Origin of the sequence: Clavibacter sp. VKM Ac-2873 (assembly GCF_015351075.1) — a bacterium.
Taxonomy (GTDB): domain Bacteria; phylum Actinomycetota; class Actinomycetes; order Actinomycetales; family Microbacteriaceae; genus Clavibacter.
The window spans coordinates 758,614-782,286 of sequence record NZ_JADKRS010000001.1; the positions used below are offsets into that span (position 1 = coordinate 758,614).

Annotated in this window: 21 protein-coding genes; 7 read left to right on the forward strand and 14 right to left on the reverse strand. The window is 74.1% G+C overall.

Features of this window, described 5'->3' with window-relative positions; genetic code table 11:
- Positions 1 to 13 precede the first annotated feature (13 nt).
- From ITJ44_RS03505 to ITJ44_RS03515, 3 genes are read right to left on the reverse strand one after another with little or no spacing between them, the layout of a single operon-like run.
- Positions 14 to 484, reverse strand: a complete 471-nt coding sequence (locus ITJ44_RS03505) for a hypothetical protein (RefSeq protein ID WP_194633362.1) — start codon at positions 482 to 484, stop codon at positions 14 to 16.
- Positions 481 to 1,800: an MraY family glycosyltransferase gene (locus ITJ44_RS03510; protein ID WP_194633363.1), complete on the reverse strand. Its 1,320-nt coding sequence runs from the start codon at positions 1,798 to 1,800 to the stop codon at positions 481 to 483. The genes ITJ44_RS03505 and ITJ44_RS03510 overlap by 4 nt, the downstream gene beginning before the upstream one ends.
- Complete coding sequence (locus ITJ44_RS03515) at positions 1,797 to 2,759, reverse strand: L-threonylcarbamoyladenylate synthase (RefSeq protein ID WP_194633364.1); 963 nt, start codon at positions 2,757 to 2,759, stop codon at positions 1,797 to 1,799. The genes ITJ44_RS03510 and ITJ44_RS03515 overlap by 4 nt, the downstream gene beginning before the upstream one ends.
- Positions 2,760 to 2,842: 83 nt before the next feature.
- Between ITJ44_RS03515 and ITJ44_RS03520 the strand changes: the two genes are divergently transcribed.
- Positions 2,843 to 3,496, forward strand: a complete 654-nt coding sequence (locus ITJ44_RS03520) for an HAD family phosphatase (protein ID WP_194633365.1) — start codon at positions 2,843 to 2,845, stop codon at positions 3,494 to 3,496.
- A gap of 45 nt (positions 3,497 to 3,541) precedes the next feature.
- On the opposite strand, the gene prmC is transcribed toward ITJ44_RS03520, so the two are convergent.
- From prmC to argS, 9 genes are all read right to left on the reverse strand, one after another.
- Positions 3,542 to 4,417 (reverse strand): peptide chain release factor N(5)-glutamine methyltransferase, encoded by an 876-nt coding sequence (prmC, locus tag ITJ44_RS03525; protein ID WP_194633366.1) that lies wholly within the window; start codon positions 4,415 to 4,417, stop codon positions 3,542 to 3,544.
- A 24-nt stretch (positions 4,418 to 4,441) separates the two neighbouring features.
- On the reverse strand, positions 4,442 to 5,521 hold the full coding sequence (prfA, locus tag ITJ44_RS03530) for a peptide chain release factor 1 (protein ID WP_012037843.1): 1,080 nt from the start codon (positions 5,519 to 5,521) through the stop codon (positions 4,442 to 4,444).
- 3 nt (positions 5,522 to 5,524) lie between these two features.
- Positions 5,525 to 8,005, reverse strand: a complete 2,481-nt coding sequence (gene rho / locus ITJ44_RS03535) for a transcription termination factor Rho (protein ID WP_194633367.1) — start codon at positions 8,003 to 8,005, stop codon at positions 5,525 to 5,527.
- 293 nt (positions 8,006 to 8,298) lie between these two features.
- Positions 8,299 to 9,249, reverse strand: coding sequence for a homoserine kinase (thrB, locus tag ITJ44_RS03540; RefSeq protein WP_194634040.1), 951 nt, complete (start codon positions 9,247 to 9,249; stop codon positions 8,299 to 8,301).
- Positions 9,250 to 9,260: 11 nt separating this feature from the next.
- Entirely contained in the window at positions 9,261 to 10,337 is a 1,077-nt protein-coding gene (thrC, locus tag ITJ44_RS03545) for a threonine synthase (RefSeq protein WP_194633368.1), read from the reverse strand.
- Positions 10,337 to 11,668: a homoserine dehydrogenase gene (locus ITJ44_RS03550; protein WP_194633369.1), complete on the reverse strand. Its 1,332-nt coding sequence runs from the start codon at positions 11,666 to 11,668 to the stop codon at positions 10,337 to 10,339. Before ITJ44_RS03550 ends, thrC begins: the two co-directional genes overlap by 1 nt.
- Positions 11,665 to 13,164, reverse strand: a complete 1,500-nt coding sequence (locus tag ITJ44_RS03555) for a diaminopimelate decarboxylase (protein ID WP_194633370.1) — start codon at positions 13,162 to 13,164, stop codon at positions 11,665 to 11,667. Before ITJ44_RS03555 ends, ITJ44_RS03550 begins: the two co-directional genes overlap by 4 nt.
- Before the next feature lie 167 nt (positions 13,165 to 13,331).
- A complete protein-coding gene (locus tag ITJ44_RS03560; RefSeq protein WP_194633371.1) occupies positions 13,332 to 14,162 on the reverse strand; it encodes a DUF2993 domain-containing protein in 831 nt (276 codons plus the stop codon).
- 11 nt (positions 14,163 to 14,173) lie between these two features.
- Positions 14,174 to 15,838, reverse strand: coding sequence for an arginine--tRNA ligase (argS, locus tag ITJ44_RS03565; RefSeq protein WP_194633372.1), 1,665 nt, complete (start codon positions 15,836 to 15,838; stop codon positions 14,174 to 14,176).
- 201 nt (positions 15,839 to 16,039) lie between these two features.
- Between argS and ITJ44_RS03570 the strand changes: the two genes are divergently transcribed.
- On the forward strand, positions 16,040 to 16,684 hold the full coding sequence (locus ITJ44_RS03570; RefSeq protein WP_194633373.1) for a hypothetical protein: 645 nt from the start codon (positions 16,040 to 16,042) through the stop codon (positions 16,682 to 16,684).
- Between the two features lie 8 nt (positions 16,685 to 16,692).
- Here the strand turns inward: ITJ44_RS03570 and ITJ44_RS03575 are convergent, their stop codons facing one another.
- Positions 16,693 to 17,487, reverse strand: a complete 795-nt coding sequence (locus ITJ44_RS03575; RefSeq protein WP_194633374.1) for a transglutaminase family protein — start codon at positions 17,485 to 17,487, stop codon at positions 16,693 to 16,695.
- 56 nt (positions 17,488 to 17,543) lie between these two features.
- Complete coding sequence (locus ITJ44_RS03580; RefSeq protein ID WP_194633375.1) at positions 17,544 to 18,572, reverse strand: LacI family DNA-binding transcriptional regulator; 1,029 nt, start codon at positions 18,570 to 18,572, stop codon at positions 17,544 to 17,546.
- 170 nt (positions 18,573 to 18,742) lie between these two features.
- Here ITJ44_RS03580 and ITJ44_RS03585 point away from each other — a divergent pair, with 170 nt between their 5' ends.
- Genes ITJ44_RS03585 through ITJ44_RS03605 form a run of 5 tightly spaced genes read left to right on the forward strand, consistent with a single transcriptional unit; the run spans position 18,743 to position 23,638 of the window.
- A complete protein-coding gene (locus ITJ44_RS03585) occupies positions 18,743 to 19,768 on the forward strand; it encodes an asparaginase (RefSeq protein ID WP_194633376.1) in 1,026 nt (341 codons plus the stop codon).
- A 22-nt stretch (positions 19,769 to 19,790) separates the two neighbouring features.
- Complete coding sequence (locus tag ITJ44_RS03590; protein ID WP_194633377.1) at positions 19,791 to 20,681, forward strand: polysaccharide deacetylase; 891 nt, start codon at positions 19,791 to 19,793, stop codon at positions 20,679 to 20,681.
- A 34-nt stretch (positions 20,682 to 20,715) separates the two neighbouring features.
- Positions 20,716 to 22,110: an MFS transporter gene (locus ITJ44_RS03595; RefSeq protein WP_194633378.1), complete on the forward strand. Its 1,395-nt coding sequence runs from the start codon at positions 20,716 to 20,718 to the stop codon at positions 22,108 to 22,110.
- On the forward strand, positions 22,107 to 22,874 hold the full coding sequence (locus ITJ44_RS03600) for an SDR family oxidoreductase (protein ID WP_194633379.1): 768 nt from the start codon (positions 22,107 to 22,109) through the stop codon (positions 22,872 to 22,874). Before ITJ44_RS03595 ends, ITJ44_RS03600 begins: the two co-directional genes overlap by 4 nt.
- Complete coding sequence (locus ITJ44_RS03605; RefSeq protein ID WP_370551612.1) at positions 22,871 to 23,638, forward strand: SDR family oxidoreductase; 768 nt, start codon at positions 22,871 to 22,873, stop codon at positions 23,636 to 23,638. The genes ITJ44_RS03600 and ITJ44_RS03605 overlap by 4 nt, the downstream gene beginning before the upstream one ends.
- Positions 23,639 to 23,673: the final 35 nt, after the last annotated feature.

Below are 23,673 nucleotides of genomic sequence, written 5' to 3' on the forward strand. Positions count from 1 at the left end.
GGCCCTCGTCGCCTCAGTCGTGGGGCAGGCGGACGTCGCTGACGTAGCCCACGCGAGCACGGGAGATCACGATCATGTCCAGCGCGAGAGCGCCCACGACGCCGACCACGATGGTCACGTAGAGCACGACCAGGTTGATCCACGGCTGCTCCTTGAGGAGGAACAGCGCGGCGAGGAACACGACGAACTTGAGCAGCCAGGCGCCGAGGACCGTCCCGAAGAACAGGGTGGGATAGATCGGCGACGACTGGAAGCGGTTCGTGAGCACGATGCTCCCCGCGGTCAGGCCGAGGAAGAACAGCGTGAGGGCGCTGCCGATGACGGCGCTGAGGAGGCCCCGACCGCCGTCGACCGCGAAGCCGACGACGCCGCCGACGACCGCGATGGCCAGGGCGAGCACCGCTCCCCCGATGAGGATGCGCGTGAAGACGTCCTTCTTCGCGGGGCGCTCCGCCTCGGCGGGGGCGCTCGGGCTGTCGGTCATGTCGTCTCCTTGGCTGTCCCCGGATGCGGGGCGTCGGTGGGGCGGGTCGCGATGCCTCCCGTGGCGAGCTCGGCGTGCTCGCGCTCCACGGTCTCGAGCTCGGACTCCGTGAGGCGCGCGAGCGGCCGATCGGCTCCGGCCTCGTCGAGCGGGTCGAACGTGGCCGCGTCGTCGGACTCCGCGTCGGCGGGCACGAGCTGCGCGGCGGCCTCGAGGCGCTTGCGGCGGCTGAGCGGGGCGAGGGTGACGACGGCGCAGGCGACCATGCCGACCGCGATGAAGGCGACGCCCCACGCGTACGGCTGCACGACGAACATGAGCAGGCAGCCGACGGACACCACGCCCGTCCACGCGTAGAAGATCAGCGTCGCGTGCAGCCGCGAGTGGCCCATGTCGAGCAGCCGGTGGTGCAGGTGCTTGCGGTCGGCGCTGAAGGGCGACTTGCCGGCCTTCAGCCGCCGGAAGACCGCCAGGGCGAAGTCGAGGAGCGGCACGATGAGGATCGCGAACGGCAGGAGGATCGGCAGGAACGCGGGCAGCAGCTGCGAGCGGCCGAAGGTCTCCGGGTTCGGGTCGATCTCGCCCGTGACGGCGATGGCGCTCGTGGCCATGAGGAGGCCGACGAGCAGCGCGCCCGCGTCGCCCATGAAGAGCTTCGCCGGGTGCCAGTTGAACGGGAGGAAGCCGAGGCACGCGCCGATGAGGATGGCGCTGATGAGGGACGCCAGGTTGAAGCGCTCGGTCTGGCCGGTGGCCGTGTCCGAGAGCAGGAAGCTGTAGAGGAAGAAGGCGCCGTTGGCGATGATCGCGACGCCCGCCACCAGGCCGTCGAGGCCGTCGATGAAGTTGACGGCGTTCATCACGAGGACGACCGCGAAGATCGTCAGCATGATCGACATCTGCGAGGAGCCGACCGTGAGGCCGCCGATGGGGAGCGAGGAGATCGCGACGCCCTGCCACGCGAGGAGGCCGGCGGCGAGGATCTGGCCGGCCAGCTTGATCATCCAGTCGAGGTCGTAGATGTCGTCGAGGACGCCGATGACGACGATCATGAGCGCGGCGCCGAGGATCGCGAACACCGGGCCGGGGCTCTCGAAGACGAGGCTGAACCAGGAGACCTGCGATGCCACGGCGAACGCGACCAGGATCCCCGCGAACATCGCGACGCCGCCGAGCCGGGGCGTCGGGCGCGTGTGCACGTCCCGGGCGCGGATGGCCGGGTAGAGCCGGTACCGGTAGCCGAGCTTCATGACGACCATCGACAGGACGAGCGTGATGACCGCCGAGACGACCGCCATCGCGGCGTAGTAGGTCACCGGGGGTGCGCGGGCGGATCCGCGGGGGGCTCGGGCGCGGCCGGGTCGGCGGGCACGGGCTCGGCGGGCGCGGGCTCGCCCGGCTCGACGAACTCGGGGTAGGTCGGGCCTGCGTCGGTCGTCGCCTCGGCGGCCGGGGTCGCCTCGGCGGCCGGGGTCGCCTCCTGTGCCGCGGTCGCCTCGTGCGGGTCGGCGGAGCCGTCGACGCGCTCGGCGCCGCTCGCCGTGCCGCGCGGGGCCTCGGGCGCGTCGGGGACGGGCGCGGCCTCGGCCTCCGGCTCCGGCTCCGTGGGCGCCGCGACGACGGGCTCGAGCTCGTCGCCGATGAGCTGCTGGATCTGCGCCCGCGTGATGGCGCCCTCGCGCACGATGCGGACGCGGCCGCCGGCCTGGGTGACGCGCGAGGCGTCGACGATGGTGGATGCGGCTCCCCCGGCGGCGCCGCCGTCGAGGAAGACGTCGACCGACTCCCCGAGCTGGTCGACGGCCTCCTGGGCGGTCGCGGCGGCGGGCTGGCCGGTCTTGTTCGCGGAGGAGACCGCGAGCGGCCCCGTCTCGGCGAGGAGCTCGAGGGCGTACGAGTTCGCGGGCATGCGCAGCGCGACGGTGCCGCGCGTCTCGCCGAGGTCCCAGACGAGCGACGGCTGCGCCACGAGGATCACCGTGAGGCCGCCCGGCCAGAACTCGTCCACCAGGCGGCGGACCACGTCGGGGACGAAGTCGGCGAGGGCGTCGAGCGTGGACTGCCCGGGGATGAGCACGGGCGGCGGGGCGTCGCGCCCGCGGCCCTTCGCGTCGAGCAGCCGCTGGACGGCCTCGGGGTTGAAGGCGTCGGCGGCGATGCCGTAGACCGTGTCCGTGGGGATGACGACGACCTCGCCGCGGCCCACCGCCTGTCGGGCGAGTCTCATGCCGGTGAGGAGGTCGGTGTCGACTGAGCAGTCGTAGATGCGCGCCATGTCGTCGCCCATCGTAGCCGAGCCCGGGCCCGCGGCCCTGAGCGGAGGATCCGCGTGGCGCCCGCGCCCGCATACTGGGCGTGATGACCTCCGCGCCCCGCTCCCCCGGCCCCCACGGGCTCCTGTTCGTGTTCGACATGGACGACGTGCTGTACGACCACGACTGGCGGGGGCCCGCGGACCGCATCACGGCCGCGACCGGGCACGACCTGGCCGAGCTGCGCCGCCGCTGGTACAACGACGAGGGCGAGTGGGCGGCCGAGGCGGGCCGCTTCGACGCCGACGCCTACCTCCCGGCGTTCTGCGCCGCGGTGGGCGTCGAGATGGACGAGGAGGAGTGGGTGCGCCGTCGCCGCGCGTCGATGGTCGTCCGCCCCTCGGCCCTCGAGGCCGTGGCGCGGGCGCGCGAGGCCGGCCGGATCACCCTGCTGACGAACAACAACGCGCTCGCGGCCCGCCACCTCCCGGAGCTCGCGCCCGAGCTGGTGCCGCTGTTCGGCGTCGAGCACCTGCGGACGTCGAGCGCGTACGGGGCCAGGAAGCCGGATCCGGCCGTGTTCCGCGGGGTCCTCGCCGCGTACGGGCACCCGGCCGAGCGGACGTTCTTCGCCGACGACCGGGCGGACAACGTCGCGTCGGCGCGCGGCCTCGGCATCACCGGCCACCACGTGCGGGGAGCCGGCGACCTGCTGCCCGCGGTCGAGGGGTTCATCCGGGCGCAGGCGCTCGCGATCTGACGCGGCGCCGGCCGGGCCGTCCGCGGGCATCCGCGGGGATCCGCGTCAGCGCAGCGCGGTCGTCGCGCGGTCGCGCCGCGTGAGGTCCTGGTGCGTCGCGGTCGCGCGCCAGCCGTCGGCGTCGAGCAGGGCGCGGATCGCGTCGCCCTGCAGCTCGCCGTGCTCGATCACGAGCGCGCCGCCCGGGTGGAGCAGCCGCCGCGCGGTCGTCGAGACGAGGCGCACCACGTCGAGCCCGTCGACGCCGCCGTAGAGCGCGAGCGCCGGGTCGTGCAGCCGCACCTCGGGGTCGCGCGGCACGGCGTCGACCGGGATGTAGGGCGGGTTCGAGACGACGACGGAGACCGTGCCGTCGAGCTCGGGGAAGGCGTCGACGAGGTCGCCGAGGACGAGGTCCACGTGGGGCGCGAGGCGCGCCACGTTGCGCGCCGTCCAGGCGTGCGCGTCCGGCGACACTTCGACGGCGTGCACGCGGGCGTGCGGCACCTCGGTCGCCAGCGCGAGCGCGAGGGCACCGGATCCCGTGCCGAGGTCGACCGCGACGGGCGCCTCCCCGGGCGCGGCGGTGAGCGCGTCGATCGCGAGCTGCGCCACGTGCTCCGTCTCGGGCCGCGGCACGAACACGCCGGCACCCACGAGGAGCTCGAGCGAGCGGAAGTGCGCGACGCCCGTGATGTGCTGCAGCGGCTCGCGGCGGGCCCGCCGGGCGGCGAGCTCCAGGACGCGCGCGGCGTCTCGGGCGTCGACGGCCGCGCGCGTGATGGCGCGCGACTGCACCTGCCCGCGCGAGAGGCCGAGGACGTGGCCCACCAGGAGCTCGGCGTCGACCGCGGGATCCTCGATGCCGGCGGCCGCGAGCGCCTGGCCGACCCGCATGCGGAGGGCGTCCACCGTGGCGGGGACGCCCTCCCCGTCAGCCACGGGCGAGCGGGACGCGCGGGTTCGTCACGCGTCCGTCCCGAGCGCGTCGAGACGCGCCTCCTCGTCGGCCTGGATGCAGGACTCCACGACCGGGTCGAGGGCGCCGTCCATCACGGCGTCGAGGTTGTACGCCTTGTACCCAGTGCGGTGGTCCGCGATGCGGTTCTCGGGGAAGTTGTACGTGCGGATCCGCTCGGACCGGTCCATCGTGCGGATCTGGCTGCGGCGCACGGCCGAGGCCTCCGCGTCGATCTCCTCCTGCTGCTTCGCGAGGACGCGCGCGCGGAGCACGCGCATGCCGGCCTCGCGGTTCTGCAGCTGGCTCTTCTCGTTCTGCATCGCGACCACGATGCCCGTGGGCAGGTGGGTGATGCGGACGGCGGAGTCGGTCGTGTTGACCGACTGGCCGCCGGGGCCGGACGAGCGGTAGACGTCGATCTTGAGGTCGTTCGGGTCGATGGCGACCTCCTCGACCTCCTCGACCTCGGGGATCACCAGCACGCCCGCGGCGGACGTGTGGATGCGCCCCTGCGACTCGGTGGCCGGCACGCGCTGCACGCGGTGCACGCCGCCCTCGTACTTGAGGTGGGCCCACACGCCGAGCGCGGGGTCGTCCGACGTGCCCTTGATGGCGACCTGAACGTCCTTGTAGCCGCCGAGGTCGCTCTGCGTCTGGCTGAGGACCTCGGTCTTCCAGCGGCGCGACTCGGCGTAGTGCAGGTACATGCGGAGCAGGTCGGCGGCGAACAGCGCGCTCTCGGCGCCGCCCTCCCCCATCTTGATCTCCATGATGACGTCGCGCGCGTCGTCGGGGTCGCGCGGGATCAGGAGCCGCCGGAGCTTCTCCTGCGCCGCATCCAGCGCCTGCTCGAGGCCGGGGATCTCGTCGGCGAACGCCGGGTCCTCCTCGGCCAGCTCGCGGGCGGCGGCCAGGTCGTCGCCGAGCTGGGTCCACTCCGCGTGCGCGGCGACGATCCGGCTGAGCTCCGCGTAGCGGCGGTTGACCTTGCGGGAGCGCGACGCGTCGGCGTGCAGCTCGGGGTCGCCCAGCTGCTGCTGGAGCTCCTCGTGCTCCTCCAGCAGCTGGACGACGGACTCGAACACGCGTCAGCCCTTCTCGTGCGCGCCGTGCCCGTGGCTCTGGTGGGACACGCCGTTGCCGGTGTTGGGCATGGAGGCCTGGACCTTCATGAGGAACTCGACGTTGGACGTCGTCTCCTTGAGGCGGCTGAGGACGATCTCGAGGGCCTGCTGCTGCTCGAGCCCGGCGAGGGCGCGGCGCAGCTTCCAGGTGACCTTGACCTCGTCGGCGCCCATGAGCATCTCCTCGCGGCGCGTGCCGGAGGCGTTGACGTCGACGGCGGGGAAGATCCGCTTGTCGGCGAGGGCGCGCGAGAGGCGGAGCTCCATGTTGCCGGTGCCCTTGAACTCCTCGAAGATGACCTCGTCCATCTTGGACCCGGTCTCCACGAGCGCCGTGGCGAGGATCGTGAGCGATCCGCCGTGCTCGATGTTGCGCGCCGCGCCGAAGAAGCGCTTCGGCGGGTAGAGCGCCGACGAGTCGACGCCGCCCGAGAGGATCCGGCCCGACGCGGGAGCCGCGAGGTTGTAGGCGCGGCCGAGGCGGGTGATGGAGTCGAGCAGCACGACCACGTCGTGGCCGAGCTCCACGAGGCGCTTGGCGCGCTCGATGGCGAGCTCGGCGACCGTGGTGTGGTCCTCGGCGGGACGGTCGAAGGTGGAGGCGATGACCTCGCCCTTCACCGTGCGCTGCATGTCGGTGACCTCCTCGGGACGCTCGTCGACCAGCACGACCATGAGGTGGACCTCGGGGTTGTTGGTGGCGATGGCGTTCGCGATGGCCTGGAGCACGAGCGTCTTGCCGGCCTTGGGCGGCGAGACGATGAGGCCGCGCTGGCCCTTGCCGATCGGCGAGACGAGGTCGATGATCCGCGTCGTGAGCTTGTTGGGCTCCGTCTCGAGGCTCAGGCGATCCTGCGGGTACAGCGGCGTGAGCTTGCCGAACTCGACGCGGTTCGCGGCCTCCTCGGGCGGCAGGCCGTTGACCGAGTCGATCTTCACGATGGCGTTGTACTTCTGGCGGCTCTGGCTGTCGTTCTCGCGCGGCTGGCGGATGGCGCCGACGATGGCGTCGCCCTTGCGCAGCGAGTGCTTCTTGACCTGGCCGAGGGAGACGTAGACGTCGTTCGTGCCGGGCAGGTAGCCGCTCGTGCGCACGAACGCGTAGTTGTCGAGCACGTCGAGGATGCCGGCGACGGGCAGGAGGACGTCGTCCTCGGTGACCTCGGGCTCGAAGTCGTCGCTGCCCTGGCCGCGGCCGCGCTTGCGGTCGCGGTACCGGCTGCGGCCGCCGCGGTCGTCGTCGCGGCCGAGGTCGGCGCGGGCCTGGTCGGCGCGGACGTCCTGCGTGCGATCGCCCTGGCCCTGGCCGCGGCCGTTCTGGCGCTGGCGGCCGGTGCGGGCCTCCTCCTGCGCCTCGTCGTCGGCGTCGGGCTCACGGGGGGCCTGCTCGCGGGGGGCCTGGTCGCGGCCGCCCTGCTGCTGGTCGTCCTGGTCGCGGCCGCCGCGGTCGCGGTTGCGCCGGTTGCGGCTGCGGTTGCGCCCGCCCTCGCGACCCTCACGGCCCTGGTCGTCGCGGCGTCCGCCCTGGTCGTCGGCGTCGCGGTCGTCGCGCTGCCGGTCGGTCGGCTCGGACGAGGCGGGGGCCTCGTCGGCGGTGTCCTGCGCGGGAGCGTCCTGCGCGGCGCCGCGGTCGGCGCCGTCCTGGGCGTCGCGTCCGCCGCGACGACGGCCGCGGCCGGAGCGCTGCTGGGGGGCCTGCTCCTCGGTCGGCGCGTCGGCGGAGGTCGCCTCGGCGGAGGTCGCCTCGTCGGCGGCGGGGACGAGCTGGTCGGCGGTCTGGCCGCTGTTCACGTGCTGGACGGCCTGGCGCGGGGCCTCGGCGGCGGGGTCGACGACGCCGGAGCTCGTGGCGCGGCGGGATCCGCGGGCGGCGCGCGCGGGTGCCTCGGTGCGGGGCGCCTCGGTGCGGCCGCCCGTGGCCTCGGCGATGCGCGCCTCGAGGCCGGTGCCCGCGGGCTCGGCGGCGGGCGCCTCGACGGTCTCGGCGATGCGCTCGGGGACGATGCGGGCGGTGCTGGCGCGGCGGGATCCGCGGCCGGCGCGTGCGGGCTGCTCGGCCGGGGCGTCGGCGGCGGAGGTCTCGGCGACGGGCGCCTCGACGGGGGTCGCCTCCGGGGCCGGGGCGGCATCCGCGGCCGGGGCGGCGTCGGCGACGACGGGCTCCGAGGCGGGGGCCTCCTCGACGACGGCCGCGGCGGCCGCGGCGTCCGCGGGAGCGGGGGTCGCGTCGCCGGATTCGGCGGGCGCGGCGGCCTCGGGGGCCGCCTGGTCGGCGGGGGCGGTGAGCCCCCGGGCTGCCTGGAGCTCGGAGATCGCGGTCACGAGCTCGCCCTTCCGGAGCTTGGAGCCGCCCGGGATCCCGAGCTCGGAGGCGATCGCCTGGAGCTGGGAGACGCGGAGCGCGCTCAGGTCCGCGGTGGTGGCGCGGGTGTCGACATCGGTCATGTGCGTGGGTCCTTTCCCCGATCCGGCGGGACGAAGCCCGTGCGGAGGAGAGCCGATCGCGTGTGTCTCTGCGAAAGCGGCGGACGGTCTGATTCCGTCCGGAGCTGCTGTCGGGCACGAAGGCACGGGATCTTGCAGAGACGACAGCGGGTGAGTGGTGAGAACGACCACCGGGACCGGATCTCCGACGCGCATGCGTGGATCCGTTGATTCCGGGGTCGCGACGAGCCTAGCACCCGGCGCCCCGCCCGCGGGGGGAACGGCGCGCCGGGTCGCGGGGTCGCGCGATCCGGCTAGGCGGCGGGCGCGGATCCCTCGGCGACGACCTGGACGGTCGAGCCCTTGACGTCGACCGCGAGCATGAGCGCCGTCCACGGCGTCGCGCTGCGCTCCGCGACGAGCTCGGCGGCCGTGAGGCGCTGGCCGGGGTCGCTGCCGAGCACCAGGAGCGACGGCCCCGCGCCCGAGACGACGGCCGCGTAGCCGCGCTCGCGCAGCAGGTGCACGAGCTCGTTCGTCTCGGGCATCGCGGCGGCGCGGTAGTCCTGGTGCAGGCGGTCCTCGGTGGCGGCGAGCAGCAGCTCGGGGCTCTGGATCAGCGCCGCGATGAGCAGCGCCGAGCGGGACACGTTGAAGATGGCGTCCTCGTGCGGCACGGACTCGGGCTGGAGGCTGCGGGCGAGCGCCGTGGACATGGTCGCGACCGGCACGAGCACGAGCGGCGAGACGCCGCGGTGCACGGCGAGCTTCTTGTGCTGCGGGCCCTGGCCGTCGACCCACGCGATGGTGAGGCCGCCGAAGAGCGCCGGCGCGACGTTGTCGGGGTGGCCCTCCATCTCGGTGGCGAGGCGGAGGAGCGCGTCGGCGTCGATCTCGACCGTGCCCGCGAGCAGGCCCTGGGCCGCCATGATGCCGGACACGATGGCGGCGCCCGACGACCCGAGGCCGCGGCCGTGCGGGATCCGGTTCTCCGCCACGAGGTCGAGGCCCGGCATGGGCTGGTCGAACGCGGCGAACGTGTGGGCGATGGCCGTGACCACGAGGTTCGTGTCGTCGGTCGGCACCTCGGCCGCGCCGACGCCGCGGACGTCGACCGTCGCGCCGGGCGCCTCGCGCACCGTCACCGTCAGGTCGTCGTAGAGCGCGAGCGCGAGCCCGAGCGTGTCGAAGCCGGGGCCGAGGTTGGCGCTCGTCGCAGGCACGCGCACCTGCACGCGGCGGCCCGTGGGGAGCGCCCGGCGCATCGGACCGTCGGTCACGACGCGACCAGGTCGAGCACGCCCGCGATCTCGGCGACGTCGACGCCCACGCTCGTCGGGGCGACGTCCGAGCCGTCGGCGGTGCGGAGCGCCCACTGCGGGTCCTTGAGGCCGTGGCCCGTGACCGTGAGGACGACCGTGGCGCCCTTGGGGATCTGGCCGGCCTCGGCGCGCTCGAGGAGCCCGGCGACGCTGATGGCCGACGCGGGCTCGACGAAGATGCCCACCTCGGCGGAGAGGATGCGGTGCGCCTCGAGGATCTTCGCGTCGGAGATCGCGCCGAAGTAGCCGTCCGTGAGCAGCTGCGCCTCGAGGGCGAGCTTCCACGAGGCGGGGTTGCCGATGCGGATCGCGCTGGCGATCGTGTCGGGGTCCTTGACGATCGCGCCGTCGACGATGGGCGCGCTGCCGGCGGCCTGGAAGCCGAACATGCGCGGGAGCTTCGTGGCGTTGCCCGCCTCGAGGTCCTCGCGGTAGCCGCGCGTGTACGCCGTGTAGTTGCCCGCGTTGCCGACGGGGATGAGGTGGAAGTCGGGCGCGTCGCCGAGCACCTCGACGACCTCGAACGCGCCCGTCTTCTGGCCCTCGATGCGGTCGTTGTTGACGCTGTTGACGAGGTGCACGGGGTAGTTCGCGCTGAGCTCGCGGGCGATGTCGAGGCAGTCGTCGAAGTTGCCGCGCACCTGGAGCAGCTGCGCGTCGTGGGCGACGGCCTGGCTGAGCTTGCCCATCGCGATCTTGCCCTCGGGCACGAGGACCGCCGCGGTGATGCCCGCGTGCGTCGCGTAGGCCGCGGCCGACGCGGACGTGTTGCCCGTCGACGCGCATATGACGGCCTTCGCGCCGTGCTCGACGGCCTTCGAGATCGCCATGGTCATGCCGCGGTCCTTGAAGGATCCCGTCGGGTTCATGCCCTCGTACTTGACCCACACCTTCGCGCCCGTGCGGGCCGACAGCGCGGGGGCGGGGATGAGCGGCGTGCCGCCCTCGCCGAGCGTGATGATGGGGGTCGCGTCGGTGACGTCGAGGCGGTCGGCGTATTCGCGGAGGAGTCCGCGCCATTGGTGGGCCATCAGGCTCCTTCTACTCGGAGGACGCTCGCGACTGCCGTCACGGCGTCGAGGTCCGCGACCGCGTCGACGGTGGCCCGGAGGGCCGCGTCGGTGGCGCGGTGCGTGCCGATCACCAGGCTAGCGGTGGGCCGGGCGCCCGCCCCTCCCGCCACGGGGGCCTGGTGCGTGGTCTGCTCGAGCGTCTCCACGGAGACGCCGTGCTCGCTGAACAGCTGCGCGATCCGGGCGAGCACGCCCGGCTCGTCCGCCACCTGCAGCGTGATCTGGTACTGGGTCGTGATCGCGCCGACGGGCAGCGTCTCGAGGTCTGCGTGCGTCGACTCGGCGACGCCCGGACCGCCCACGACGTGCCGGCGCGCGGCGGAGACGACGTCGCCGAGGACGGCGGACGCGGTCTGGACTCCCCCGGCGCCCGCGCCGTAGAACATGAGGTCGCCGGCGGCCTCGGCCTCGACGAAGACGGCGTTGTTGGCGCCGTGCACCGCGGCGAGCGGGTGGTCGCGCGGCACGAGCGCCGGGTAGACGCGGGCCGAGACGGCGTCGCGGCCGGTGGCGGGATCCGTGAGGCGCTCGCAGATGGCGAGCAGCTTGATCACGTAGCCGGCCTTGCGGGCGGAGTCGAACTGCCCGGAGGACAGGCCCGTGATCCCCTCGCGGTGCACGGCCTCGACGGGCACGCGCGTGTGGAAGGCGAGGCTCGCGAGGATGGCGGCCTTCTGCGCGGCGTCGTAGCCCTCGATGTCGGCCGTGGGATCCGCCTCCGCGTAGCCCAGCTCCGTGGCGGTCGCGAGGGCCTCGTCGAAGCCGAGCCCGTGCGTGTCCATCTCGTCGAGGATGTAGTTCGTCGTGCCGTTGACGATGCCGAGGATCCGCTCGACCCGGTCGCCCGCGAGGCTGTCGCGCAGGGGCCGGATGATCGGGATCGCGCCCGCCACCGCGGCCTCGTAGTAGAGCTGGGCGCCCACCTGCTCCGCCGCCTCGAAGAGCTCGGGGCCGTGCGTCGCGAGCAGCGCCTTGTTGGCCGTCACGACGTCGGCGCCGGAGGAGATGGCCGCGAGGATGTGGGTGCGCGCCGGCTCGATGCCGCCCATGAGCTCGATGACGATGTCGGCGCCGAGGATGAGCGACTCCGCGTCGGTGGTGAGGAGCTCCCGCGGCACCGACGGGTCGCGCGGGGCCTCCGCGTCGCGCACCGCGATGCCCACGAGCTCCAGCCGCGCGCCCACGCGCTGCGCCAGCTCGTCGCCGTGCTCCCGCATGAGGCGCGCCACCTGGGTGCCGACCGAGCCGCAGCCCAGCAGGGCGACGCGCAGGTTCCGGTACTCGATCATCGTGCTCCGTTCACGTCGGGGGAAGCGGCCGCGGGCGTGCCCGCGTCGCGCGCCAGGAGGTCGGCCTCGGTCTCGCCGCGGACGATGACGCGCGCCTCGCCGTCGCGCACGGCGACGACGGGCGGGCGCCCGATCCAGTTGTAGTTGCTCGCCAGCGCCCAGCAGTAGGCGCCGGTCGCGGGGACGGCGACGAGGTCGTCGGGGCGCACGTCGCCCGGGAGGTAGTCGGCGAGGACCACGAGGTCGCCGCTCTCGCAGTGCATGCCGGCGATGCGCACGAGGGCCGGATCCGCCTCGGAGGAACGACCCGCGATCCGCACGGAGTAGTCCGCGCCGTAGAGGGCGGGGCGCGCGTTGTCGCTCATGCCGCCGTCGACGCTCACGTAGCGGCGGACGGCGGTCTCCGCCTCCTCCGCGATGCGGGGGTCCTCGACGTCGCCCGTCGCCGACGCGGCCTCCGCGACCGCGCCGTCGACGCCGCCGACGGTCACCAGCACGTCCTTGACGGTCCCGACCGCGTACAGCGTGACGGTCGAGGGGCCGACGATGCTGCGCCCGGGCTCGACCGCGATGACAGGGACCGCGATCCCCCGGCGACCGCACTCGTCGCCGACGATGCGCGTGAGCCGGCGCGCGATCTCGGGCACCGGCACGGGCCGGTCGACCGACGTGTACGCGATGCCGAAGCCGCCGCCGAGGTTGAGCTCGGGGACGGGCCCGTCGGCGAGCAGCCGCTCGTGCAGGTCGAGGAGCCGGCGGGCGGACTCGACGAAGGCGTCGGTCTCGAAGATCTGGCTGCCGATGTGCGCGTGCAGGCCCGTGAAGGAGAGGGACGCGTGCGACCGGATCCGCGCGACGAGGGCGGGTGCGTCGGCCAGCGTGATGCCGAACTTCTGGTCCTCGCGGGCCGTGGCGAGGTACTCGTGGGTGTGGGCGTGCACGCCGCTGTTCACGCGCAGGCGCACGGGCTGGACGCGGCCGTGCGCGGTGGCCGCCGCGGCGACGCGCTCGACCTCGATGGCGCTGTCGATGACGATCTGCCCGATCCCCGCGCCGACCGCGCGGTCGATCGCGGCGACCGGCTTGTTGTTGCCGTGGAACCCCAGGCGGGCGGGATCCGCGCCGGCCGCGAGCGCGACGGCCAGCTCCCCGCCGGAGCAGACGTCGATGTGGAGGCCCTCCTCGACCATCCACCGGGCGACCTCGATGCTGAGGAACGCCTTGCCCGCGTAGTAGACGCGCGCCGTCGTGCCGACCGCCGCGGCCTCCCGCGTGAACGCCGCGAGGGTCTCCGCCGCGCGGGAACGGACGTCGTCCTCGTCCATGACGTACAGGGGGGTGCCGAAGCGGGCGGCGAGCGCGGTCGCGGGCACGCCGGCGATGCGGATGACGCCGTCGTCGCCGCGGGCCGCGCCGCGCGACCAGACGGCCGGATCCAGCGCGTTCGCGTCGTCGGGCGGCCGCAGCCAGGACGGGGCCAGCGGGTTCGCGGTCACTCGGGTCACCTCTTCGGGCGCGGGGCGGACGTGCGGGATGGCGAGCGGACCCGGTGTGGTCCCTGGAGCCGAGGGGGGCGGTGCGAGCCATCCTACCGAGGCGCGACGGGGCCCCCGGCGCATGTGACGGCGGCCGTCGGCGCCCGGCGGATGCCCCGCGCCAGCAGCTAGCCGCAGCTGCCGGTGACGCCCAGCGAGTCGCGCGTGAGCTTCAGCGTGGACGACTGCACGGTCATCGACGCGCGCCCGTCGGCGATGGTCACGTCCTGCACCTGGACGCCCGCGGGCAGGTACTGCGCGACGCACACGGGGTAGGTGATGTCGCGGATCCCCTGGATGGTCTGCGCGAGGTCGATCTTCAGCGACCCCGCCTGCAGCTGCACCTCGGCGGGCGTGATGACGATCGTGGAGCCGTCGCGGAGCACGGGCTGCGCGGCCACGGTGTAGCCGAGCGTGAGGCCGAGCACCCGCGTGGAGCCCGCGTAGCCGAGCGTGCCGTCGCCGAACCGCAGGTCGGGCGGCGTGCCGGCGGTCTTGGCGAGGAGGGCGCTCGCGGGATCCTGGTCCATCGACACGGTCGCTACCACGTCCCCCACGGTGCGCTCCTGGTCCGTCGGCACGTCGGTCGCGACGATGTGCGCCTGGAACGGCGTGCCGTCCGCCTGGAGGTTCGGCCCGTCGAGCACGACGCGGTCGAGCCTCCCCCGGATGAGCTGCGGGATGACCCAGTCGCCCTCGATCGAGACGTCGACGCGCCCGGTGATCTGCCCGGGCAGCTGGTCGGCGATCTGCTTCTCGGCCTGGTCCTCCGCGACCCCGCGCACGGTCTGGTCGATGATCCGCAGGCCGAACGCGAGCCCGACCCCGATGACGGCGAGCACGAGGATCCAGATGAACACCGTGCCGCCGCGCGGGCCCCGGCGACGGCGCCTGGCCTCCCGCGGGTCGCGGCGCTCGGGCGCCTCGAAGACCTCCGTGCCCAGGAACCGTCCCGCCATGATCCGCTCCCCTACATGCGCTCGGGGGCCGAGACGCCCACGAGGTCGAGTCCGTTGGCGACGACCTGCCGCACCGCGTCGTTGAGCCACAGGCGCGTGCGATGCAGGTCGGCGACCTCCTCGTCGCCGCGCGGCACCACCCGGCAGCTGTCGTACCAGCGGTGGTAGGAGCCCGCGAGCTCCTCGATGTAGCGCGCCACCCGGTGCGGCTCGCGCAGCTCGGCGGCCTGGGCGACGATGCGCGGGAACTCCTGCAGCAGGCCGAGGAGCGCCGACTCGGTCGGGTGCGTGAGCAGCTCGGGCGCGAAGGCGGAGCGGTCGACGCCCGACGCCTCGGCGTTGCGGTCCACCGCGCAGGTGCGCGCGTGCGCGTACTGCACGTAGAAGACGGGGTTGTCGTTGGTGCGCTTGCCGAGCACCGCGAGGTCGATGTCGAGGTTCTGGTCGGCGGACGAGCGCACGAGCGCGTAGCGGCCCGCGTCCACGCCCACCGCGTCGACGAGGTCGTCGAGGGTCACGATGGTGCCGTTGCGCTTGCTCATCTTCACGGGCTCGCCGTCGCGCAGCAGGTTGACCATCTGGCCGATGAGGATCTGCAGGTTGACGCCCGGGGTGTCGCCGAACGCCTCGACCATGGCCATCATGCGGCCGACGTAGCCGTGGTGGTCGGCGCCCAGCATGATGATGTTCTGCTCGAAGCCGCGCTCGCGCTTGTCGAGGTAGTAGCCGAGGTCGCCCGAGATGTAGGCGGGCTCGCCCGTCGAGCGGATGACCACGCGGTCGCGGTCGTCGCCGAACGTCGTGGTGCGGAGCCACACGGCGCCGTCCTCCTCGAAGACGTGGCCGAGCTCCGTCAGGCGCGCGACGGCGCGGTCGACGGCGCCGGACTCGTGCAGCGAGTCCTCGTGGAAGAACACGTCGAAGTCCACGCCGAAGTCGTGCAGCTTCTGCTTGATCTCGCCGAACATCAGCTCGGTGCCGCTCTTGCGGAACACCTCCTGCTGCTCCTCGCGCGACAGGGCGTCGATGTCGCCCGCGTACCCCTCCACCACGCGGACAGCGATCTCGCCGATGTAGGCGCCGCCGTAGCCGTCCTCGGGGGTCTCCTCGCCGAGGTGGCTCGCGAGGAGGCTCCGGGCGAAGCGGTCGATCTGGGATCCGTGGTCGTTGAAGTAGTACTCGCGCGTGACGTCGGCGCCCTCGGCCTGGAGGATGCGGGCGAGGCTGTCGCCGACCGCGGCCCAGCGCACGCCGCCCAGGTGGATGGGCCCCGTCGGGTTCGCCGAGACGAACTCGAGGTTGATGCGGATCCCCTCGAGCGTCGCGCCCCGACCGTACGCGGGGCCGGACTCGACGATGGTGCGCGCGAGGGCGCCCGCGGCGGCCGCCTCGAGCGTGATGTTGATGAAGCCGGGACCCGCGACGTCGACCTTCGCGACCTGCGGCAGCTCGCCGAGCGCCTCGGCGATGTCGGCCGCGATGGTGCGCGGGCTCTCGCCCAGCGGCTTCGCGATGCGCATGGCGATGTTGGTGGCCCAGTCGCCGTGATCGCGGTTGCGCGGGCGCTCGAGCACGACCATGTCGGGGCTGAGCGCGAGGGCGTCGCCACCCGGTCGTCGTCCTGCCGTCCGGGCCACGATGTCGAACAGGGCGCCGGTCAGGTCAGGGGTCGTCATGGGGATCGATCCTACCGGCGGGCGTGACCCCTCCCGCCCGTCCCGCGCGCCCGCGCGAGCCGTCCCCGGCGCCGAGGCGGCGTCCCAGCGAGGGACCGCCCGGGCTCGGTAGGGTGTCGATCCCGCCTCCCGCTCGTGGCACCATCGCCGCGCGCCGAGCGTCGCACCCCGCGGCGCGCCCGGATCCGAAGGAGCACCGCCATGCCCGTCCGCCTCCCCGCGCCCACCCGCTCCCGCCGCGCGCGCACCGTCCCGGCCGCCGCGGCCGCCGGACTCGCGGTGGCCATGCTCCTCTCGGGCTGCTCCAACCCCGCTCCCCTGCAGCCCGCGACGCCGGACCCGTCGGCGAGCGCGGGCGGCGGCGAGGCCCAGGGCGGCGGATCCGGCAGCGGGCCCACCGCCTCCCCCACGCCCGCGCCGCCCAAGGGCACGCCGGTCAGCACCACGTGCGCCCAGCTCCTGCCCGACCTCGCCGAGTTCGGCACGGGGTTCGCGAGCGAGGCCCTCCCGTCCGACACCTCCACGGACGGCCTGCGCGCCGACGTCCTCACGATGCAGGGCATCGCCTGCGCCTTCCGGTCGTCCGACGGCACGGAGGTCGAGATCGACGTGGCCCAGCCGGTCGCGGCGGAGCTCCAGTCGCGGCGCGACGCCGCCATCCTCCTGGCGGACCCCATCGCGGGCTACCCGTCCGGCGTCGAGGCCTACTTCGAGCTCGAGGACGCCATCGGCGTCGCCACCATCTACTCCTCGAAGCACATGGTGGTCATGCGCTCCGCGTCGTTCTACGAGCCGGGCGACCACGCCGACCTCGGCAACGCGGTGCTGAAGACCGTCGGCGGCTGATCCGGCGGTCAGCCCAGGCGCACGGCCGCGGCCGCGTCGTCCACCGGCAGCTCGTCGACCGTCGCCAGGACCTCCATGCGCGAGATGGTCACGAGGCTCCGCGTGTTGGTGAGGAACGCGGTGTCCGAGGCGTCGCGACCCGTGGAGATCCGCAGCAGGCTCTGCCGCGGCGCGAGCCCGGTGGCGTCCACCACGTGCCACGCGCCGTCGACCCACGCCTCGGCGACCGCGTGGAAGTCCATGGGGCTGAGGCCCGGCGCGTACACGGCCGCGAGGCGCGCGGGCACGTCGAGCGCGCGGAGCATCGCGATCACGAGGTGCGCGTAGTCGCGGCAGACGCCGCGGCGCGCGAGCAGCGTGCGGACGGCGCCGTCGGTCGGGAGGCTGGATCCCGGCGCATATCGGAGCGACCCCGCCACGAAGGCGCGCACGGCCGCGAGCAGGGGCAGGCCGTCGAGGCCGCGGAACTCGCCGCGGGCCGTGGGGAAGAGCGTGTCCGACTCGCAGTAGCGGCTCGGGCGGCGGTAGATCCACAGGTCGACGTCGTCGACGGGCGCGGGGTCGCGGCGACCCGTCACGGTGGCGCGGTACTCCATCGTGAGCACCCCCGCGCCGGTCGTCAGCACGTGGAGGCGGGTGTCGTGCCGGTCGACCACCTCGGTCGCCTCGATCGGGCGGCCGTCGAGGGCGAAGGAGAGGTGCTCGGACGCGACCTCGGCGCCTCGGGCGACGGCGACCGCGAAGGCCATCTCGCTCTCGCCGGATACCTGCAGCTCGAGCATGGAGGAGACGTCGCGGCGCATGCGTCCATCGTGGCATCGGATCCGCCCCGCCTCGTGCGCGGGACCGCGTGGCCCGCTCAGCGCGCGAGCGGCCCCGTCGACGCGCGGGCGACGAGCGACGGCTCGAGCATCCGGGAGGCGGCCTCGCGGCCGTCGACGAGCGCGAGGAGCGTCTCCAGCGCGAGCCGACCCATCTCGTGCACGGGCGAGCGCACGCTCGTCAGCCCGATGGATCCGGATGCCGCGAGCGCGGTGTCGTTGTAGCCGACGAGCGCGACGTCGTCGGGCACCGAGAGCCCTGCGTCCCGGAGGGCCCCCATCGCGCCGATCGCCGCGAAGTCGTTGGTCGCGAAGAGCGCGTCCGGCGCGTGCCCGTCGCGCAGCACCGCCTCGGTCGCCTCCCGGCCGGCCGCCGCGTCGAAGCCCCGCTGGGTCACGCGCTCGGGCGGCACGGGCATCCCGGCCTCGGCGTACGCCTCGAGGAATCCGCGCGTGCGGTCGACCGCCGTCGACGCGAAGGACATGCCCGCGAGCACGGCCGGCCGGGTGCGCCCCTGCGCGATGAGGTGCTCGGCCGCGAGCCGGCCGCCCGCCACGTCGTCGCACGTGACCGCCACGTGGTCGCCGCGGCGCCGGGAGACGAGCACGAAGGGCACGCCCTCCTCGGCGAGCTCGTCGAGCAGCGGGTCGTCGAGGTGCGCGTCACCGAAGATCATGCCGTCGACCCGGCGGTCGAGCATGCTGCGGGTGCGGCTGCGCTGGAGGTCCGGCCGGTCGAGGCTGTTCGTGACGAAGGTGGAGATGCGGCGCTCGGTGGCCGCCTCGTCGATGCCCTCGTAGACGGTGGCGAGCACGTAGTCCTGGAGGCGCGGGACGAGGACGCCGACGAGGTCGGAGCGGGAGGTGCGCAGGCTCGCCGCGTGCGGGTTCGGCCGGTAGCCGCTGCGCTCGGCGATGTCGAGGATGGCGGCGACGGTCTCGGGGCCGGCCCACCGGCCGGGGTGCTCCTCGCGGGAGTTGAGCACGCGGGACACGGTCGTGATGCTGACGCCGGCGAGCTCCGCGATCATGCGCTGCGTGGTGGGCGGCTGGCGCTTCCGGGTCACTCGTGGCTCCTCACCCGGATCAGCATGGCACAGCGCCCCGCACCGGCAGCGGGCGACCCGCGGGTGGCCGTCGGGCCGCCGGCGGGGAAACATCCCCGCAACAGGACGGCAACGTGATCGTTCGACGCAAACCATTGACGCAATCGTTTGTGCACCGCAGGATCGACCGCATGCCCCACGTCCTCGTGCTCGCCACCGGCGGGACCATCTCCTCGCGCGCGCGCCCCGACGGGTCCGCGGTCGCCGCCGATCCCGCCGAGCGCCTGCTCGGATCCGTGCCCGCCCTCCCTCCCGGCGTCACCGTCGCCACGCGCGACGTCCTCCGGGTCAACTCGTTCGCGCTCACGCACGGCGACCTCCGCACGATCGCGGACGCGGTCGCCGAGGCGCTCGCCCGCGACGACGTCGACGGCGTGGTGGTGACGCACGGCACGGACACCCTCGAGGAGACGGCGTTCCTCCTCGACCTGGTGGTCGACGACGCGCGGCCCGTCGTGCTCACGGGCGCCCAGCGCTCGGCCGACGACCCGGAGGGCGACGGCCCCGGCAACCTGCGGGACGCCATCGTGGTGGCCGCGTCGCCGGAGGCCCGTGGAGCCGGCGTGCTCGCCGTCTTCGCCTCGCGGGTCCTCGCCGCCGACGGCCTCGTGAAGGCCCGCACGCTGGATCCCGACGCCTTCGCCGCCCGCGACGGCGCGCCCCTCGGCCGCGTGGCCGGCGACGCCGTCCGGATGACCCGTCGGCCGCGCGCGCTCCCCGTCCTGCCCGCGCCCACCCCCCGGTTCGACCGGATCCGCGTGGACTGCGTCAGCGTCCACCCCGGCGCCGACGCCGTGCTCTTCCGGGCGGCGATCGCCGCGGGCGCGGCGGGCCTCGTCGTCGTCGGCACGGGCGCCGGCAACGCGAACCTGGCGCTCGTGCCGGAGATCCGCGCGGCCGTCGACGCGGGCGTCCTCGTCGCGCTCGGCACGCGCGTGGCCGAGGGGCCGGTGGCCGGGATCTACGGCGACGGCGGCGGGGCCGACGCCGTGCGCGCCGGCGCCGTGCCGATCGGCCGGCTCTCCGTCGCGCAGGCCCGGATCCTCGTTGCCCTGCTCCTCGACCACCACCCCGTCGACGAGGCGCGCCGCCTGCTGGCCGCCGCCGCCGACGCCGCGACCCCCATCCACACCCCGGCCGGCGCCCTGCCTGCCTGACCCATCACCCGAAAGGATCCCCATGGCCAAGGACATCATCATCGCGTTCGGCATCGACGTCGACGCCGTGAGCGGCTGGCTCGGCTCGTACGGCGGGCAGGACTCCCCCGGCGACATCTCCCGCGGCCTGTTCGCGGGCGAGGTCGGCGTGCCGCGCCTCAACGCGCTGCTCGCCAAGCACGGCCTCCCCTCCACCTGGTTCTGGCCGGGACACTCCATCGAGACGTTCCCGCGCGAGTTCGACCAGGTCGTCGCCGCCGGGCACGAGATCGGCGCGCACGGCTACAGCCACGAGAACCCCATCGAGATGTCGCGCCAGCAGGAGGCGGACGTGCTCGACCGCTCCATCGAGCTCATCGAGTCGCGCGCGGGCCGCCGTCCCACGGGCTACGTGGCGCCGTGGTGGGAGTTCTCGCGCGTGACCAACGAGCTCCTCATCGAGCGCGGGATCCGCTACGACCACTCCCTCATGCACCGCGACTTCGAGCCGTACTACGTGCGCGTCGGCGACACGTGGCAGGGCATCGACTACACGAAGGACGCCGCCAGCTGGATGCACCCGCTGGTGCGCGGCGAGGAGACCGACCTCGTCGAGATCCCCGCGTCGTGGTACCTCGACGACCTGCCTCCCATGATGTTCGTCAAGGGCAGCCCGAACAGCCACGGCTTCGTGAACCCCCGCCACCTCGAGGAGATGTGGCGCGACCAGTTCGACTGGGTCTACCGCGAGCAGGACTACGGCGTCTTCACGTTCACGATCCACCCCGACGTCTCGGGCCGGCCGCAGGTGCTCCTCATGCTCGAGCGGCTCATCGCCCACATCAACTCGCACGAGGGCGTCCGCTGGGCGACCTTCGACGAGATCGCCCAGGACTTCCAGCGACGCTCCCCGCGCACCCCGCGCGTCCCCTGATCCGCGCCACGACCGACCGCAGGAGACCACCACCATGAGCACCGACACCTCCCGTCCCGACGCCGCGTCCGCGGGCGTCGCACCCGCATCGGGTCCCGCCCCCGCGGGCGCCCTGCCCTCCGGCCTCGAGCGGGTCAGCGTCCGCCAGACCCGCCGGGTCACGGGCATCGCCTTCCTCGCGTGGACCATCGCGGTCTACGACTTCATCCTGTTCGGCACGCTGCTGCCCGACATCTCGCGCGACTTCGGCTGGGACACGAGCGAGTCGCTGCTCGTCTCGACCCTGGTGAGCGTGGGCACGGCCGTCGTCGTGCTGCTCGTCGGCCCCATGGTCGACCGGCTCGGCCGCCGTGTCGGCATGGTCGTCTCGGTCACCGGCACGGCGCTGTCGTCCGGCGCGACGGCGCTCAGCGCCGGGGCGGTCTCGCTCGTCGGGATCCGCAGCATCAGCGGCCTGGGCCTCGCCGAGCAGTCCATCAACGCCACGTACCTCAACGAGATCTACGAGCAGACCGAGGACGAGCGGATCCGCCGCAACAAGGGCTTCGTGTACGCGATGGTGCAGACGGGGTGGCCGCTCGGCGCCCTGCTCGCCGCCGCGTTCGTGGGCCTGATCACGACGGCGTTCGGCCCGGGGAGCTGGCGCATCGCGTTCGGCCTCGCGACCGTGCCGGCGCTCGTCGTCGCGGCGATCTGCCTCACGCTCCGCGAGAGCCCGCAGTTCGTGGCGCAGCAGCGGATCCGCCGGCTGCGCGCCGCGGGCCTGCACGACGAGGCCGCCGCGTTCGCGCGCGCCACCGGGCTCGACGTGCAGAAGTCCGCCCCCATCGCGCGCATCTTCCAGGGCAAGCACCTGCGCAGCACGATCGTGCTGAGCCTGGCGTGGCTGCTCAACTGGTTCGGGATCCAGACCTTCTCGGTGCTCGGCACGACGGTGCTCGAGTCGGGCAAGCACATCGACGCGTCCAACGCGCTGCTGCTGATCATCGCGTCGAACTGCGTGGGCGTGCTCGGCTACCTCGCGCACGGCTGGCTGGGCGACCGGCTCGGCCGCCGCAACGTCATCGTGGGCGGCTGGCTCGTCGCCGGGATCGCGTTCGCGGTCATGCTGCTGGGGCCCGACGACCCGACGTTCGTCATGGGGGCGTACATGGTCGGTCTGTTCTTCCTCCTCGGGCCGTACGCCGCGATCCTGTTCTTCCAGGCCGGCTGCTTCGACAGCGACTGCCGGGCGACCGGATCCAGCTTCATCGGCGCCATGAGCCAGCCCGGCGCGATCATCGGCGGCTTCCTCCTCACCGGGCTCACGGCGAGCGCGATGTCGTTCGGCCAGGCGGCGCTGTGGGTGGGCGCGGGCGGGATCCTCGCCTCGGCCCTCGTGATGCTGCTCGCGAAGCCCTCGGGCGAGACGCGCGAGGCGACCGCGTGACGGGCACCGCTCCCGTCGCGCTCGTCACGGGCGGGGCGTCGGGCATCGGCCGCGCCACCGCCGTGCGCCTCGCCGCGCGGGGCGACCGCGTGGTCGTCGGCCGCTTCCCCGGCGACCCGCACGACGCGGGCGCGACCCTCGAGGCCGTGCGCGCGGTCGGCGGCGCGGGCATCGCCGTCGACCTCGACGTGGCCTCCACCGCATCGGTCGACGCCTTCGTCCGGGCCGCGCTCGAGGAGTACGGCCAGGTGGACCACGTCATCGCGGCCGCCGGCATCCTCCGCCGCGCGCCCCTCGGCGCGATGACGGACGAGCGCTGGGACGAGGTGCTGGGAGTGGACCTCGGCGGCGTGATGCGCGTGATCCGCGCGGCCGAGCCGCTCCTCGGCCACGGCTCCTCCATCGTGGCGGTCTCGTCCATCGCGGGCGGCGTCTACGGCTGGGGCGACCACGCGCACTACGCGACGGCCAAGGCCGGGGTCGTCGGCCTCGTGCGGAGCGCGGCCGTGGAGCTCGCGTCGCGCGGGATCCGGGCGAACACCGTGATCCCGGGCCTCATCGAGACTCCGCAGTCGCTCGACGCGGTCAACTCCCTCGGCGCCGACGGGCTCCGGCGCGCGGGCGACCGCATCCCGGCAGGACGGGTCGGACGGCCCGACGAGGTCGCGTCGGTCATCGCCTTCCTCGCCTCCGAGGACGCGGCCTACGTCACGGGCCAGACGCTCACGGTCGACGGCGGCCTGACGATCCGGATGCAGGAGTGAGCGCGGAGCCGCACGGCGCCGTGGCCCGCAGCGACCGGCTCCGCGGGCGCACCGCGCTCGTCACGGGCGCGGCCAGCGGGATCGGCGCGGCCATCGCGCGCCACTTCGTGCTCGCGGGCGCGGACGTCGTGCTGCTCGACCTCGCGCCCGCCGTGCACGAGGAGGCGCGCCGCATCGGGGCGGTGGGCGCGGTCACGGCCGACGTGTCCGACGAGGCGCGCGTCGCGGACGCCGTCGCGGAGGCCGGGCGGCTGCTCGGCCGGATCGACGTGCTCGTCAACTCGCACGGCATCCTCACCGAGGCGCCCGTCGCGGAGATGGACCTGGCGACGTGGCAGCGCACCATCGACGTCGACCTCACGAGCGTCTTCCTCCTCACGCGCGCCGTGCTGCCGGGGATGCTCGAGCGGCGCGACGGCCGGATCATCACGGTCGCGTCGCAGCTCGGCCAGAAGGGCGGCGTGGGGCTCGCGCACTACGCGGCCGCGAAGGCCGGGGTCATCGCGTTCACCAAGTCGCTGGCGCTCGAGGTGTCCGGCGCGAACGTGCTCGCGAACGTGATCGCCCCCGGCCCCATCTCCACGCCGCTCGTCGACGCCATCTCGGAGGACTGGAAGGACGCCAAGCGCAAGGAGCTTCCGCTCGGCCGCTTCGGGACGGTCGACGAGGTCGCGCCGACCGCGGTGCTGCTGGCGGCGGATCCCGACGGCAACCTCTTCGTCGGCCAGACGCTCGGGCCCAACAGCGGCGACGTGATGCCCTGACCCGGGCGGCGTCGCGACGCGCGCCGCGGTCGTCG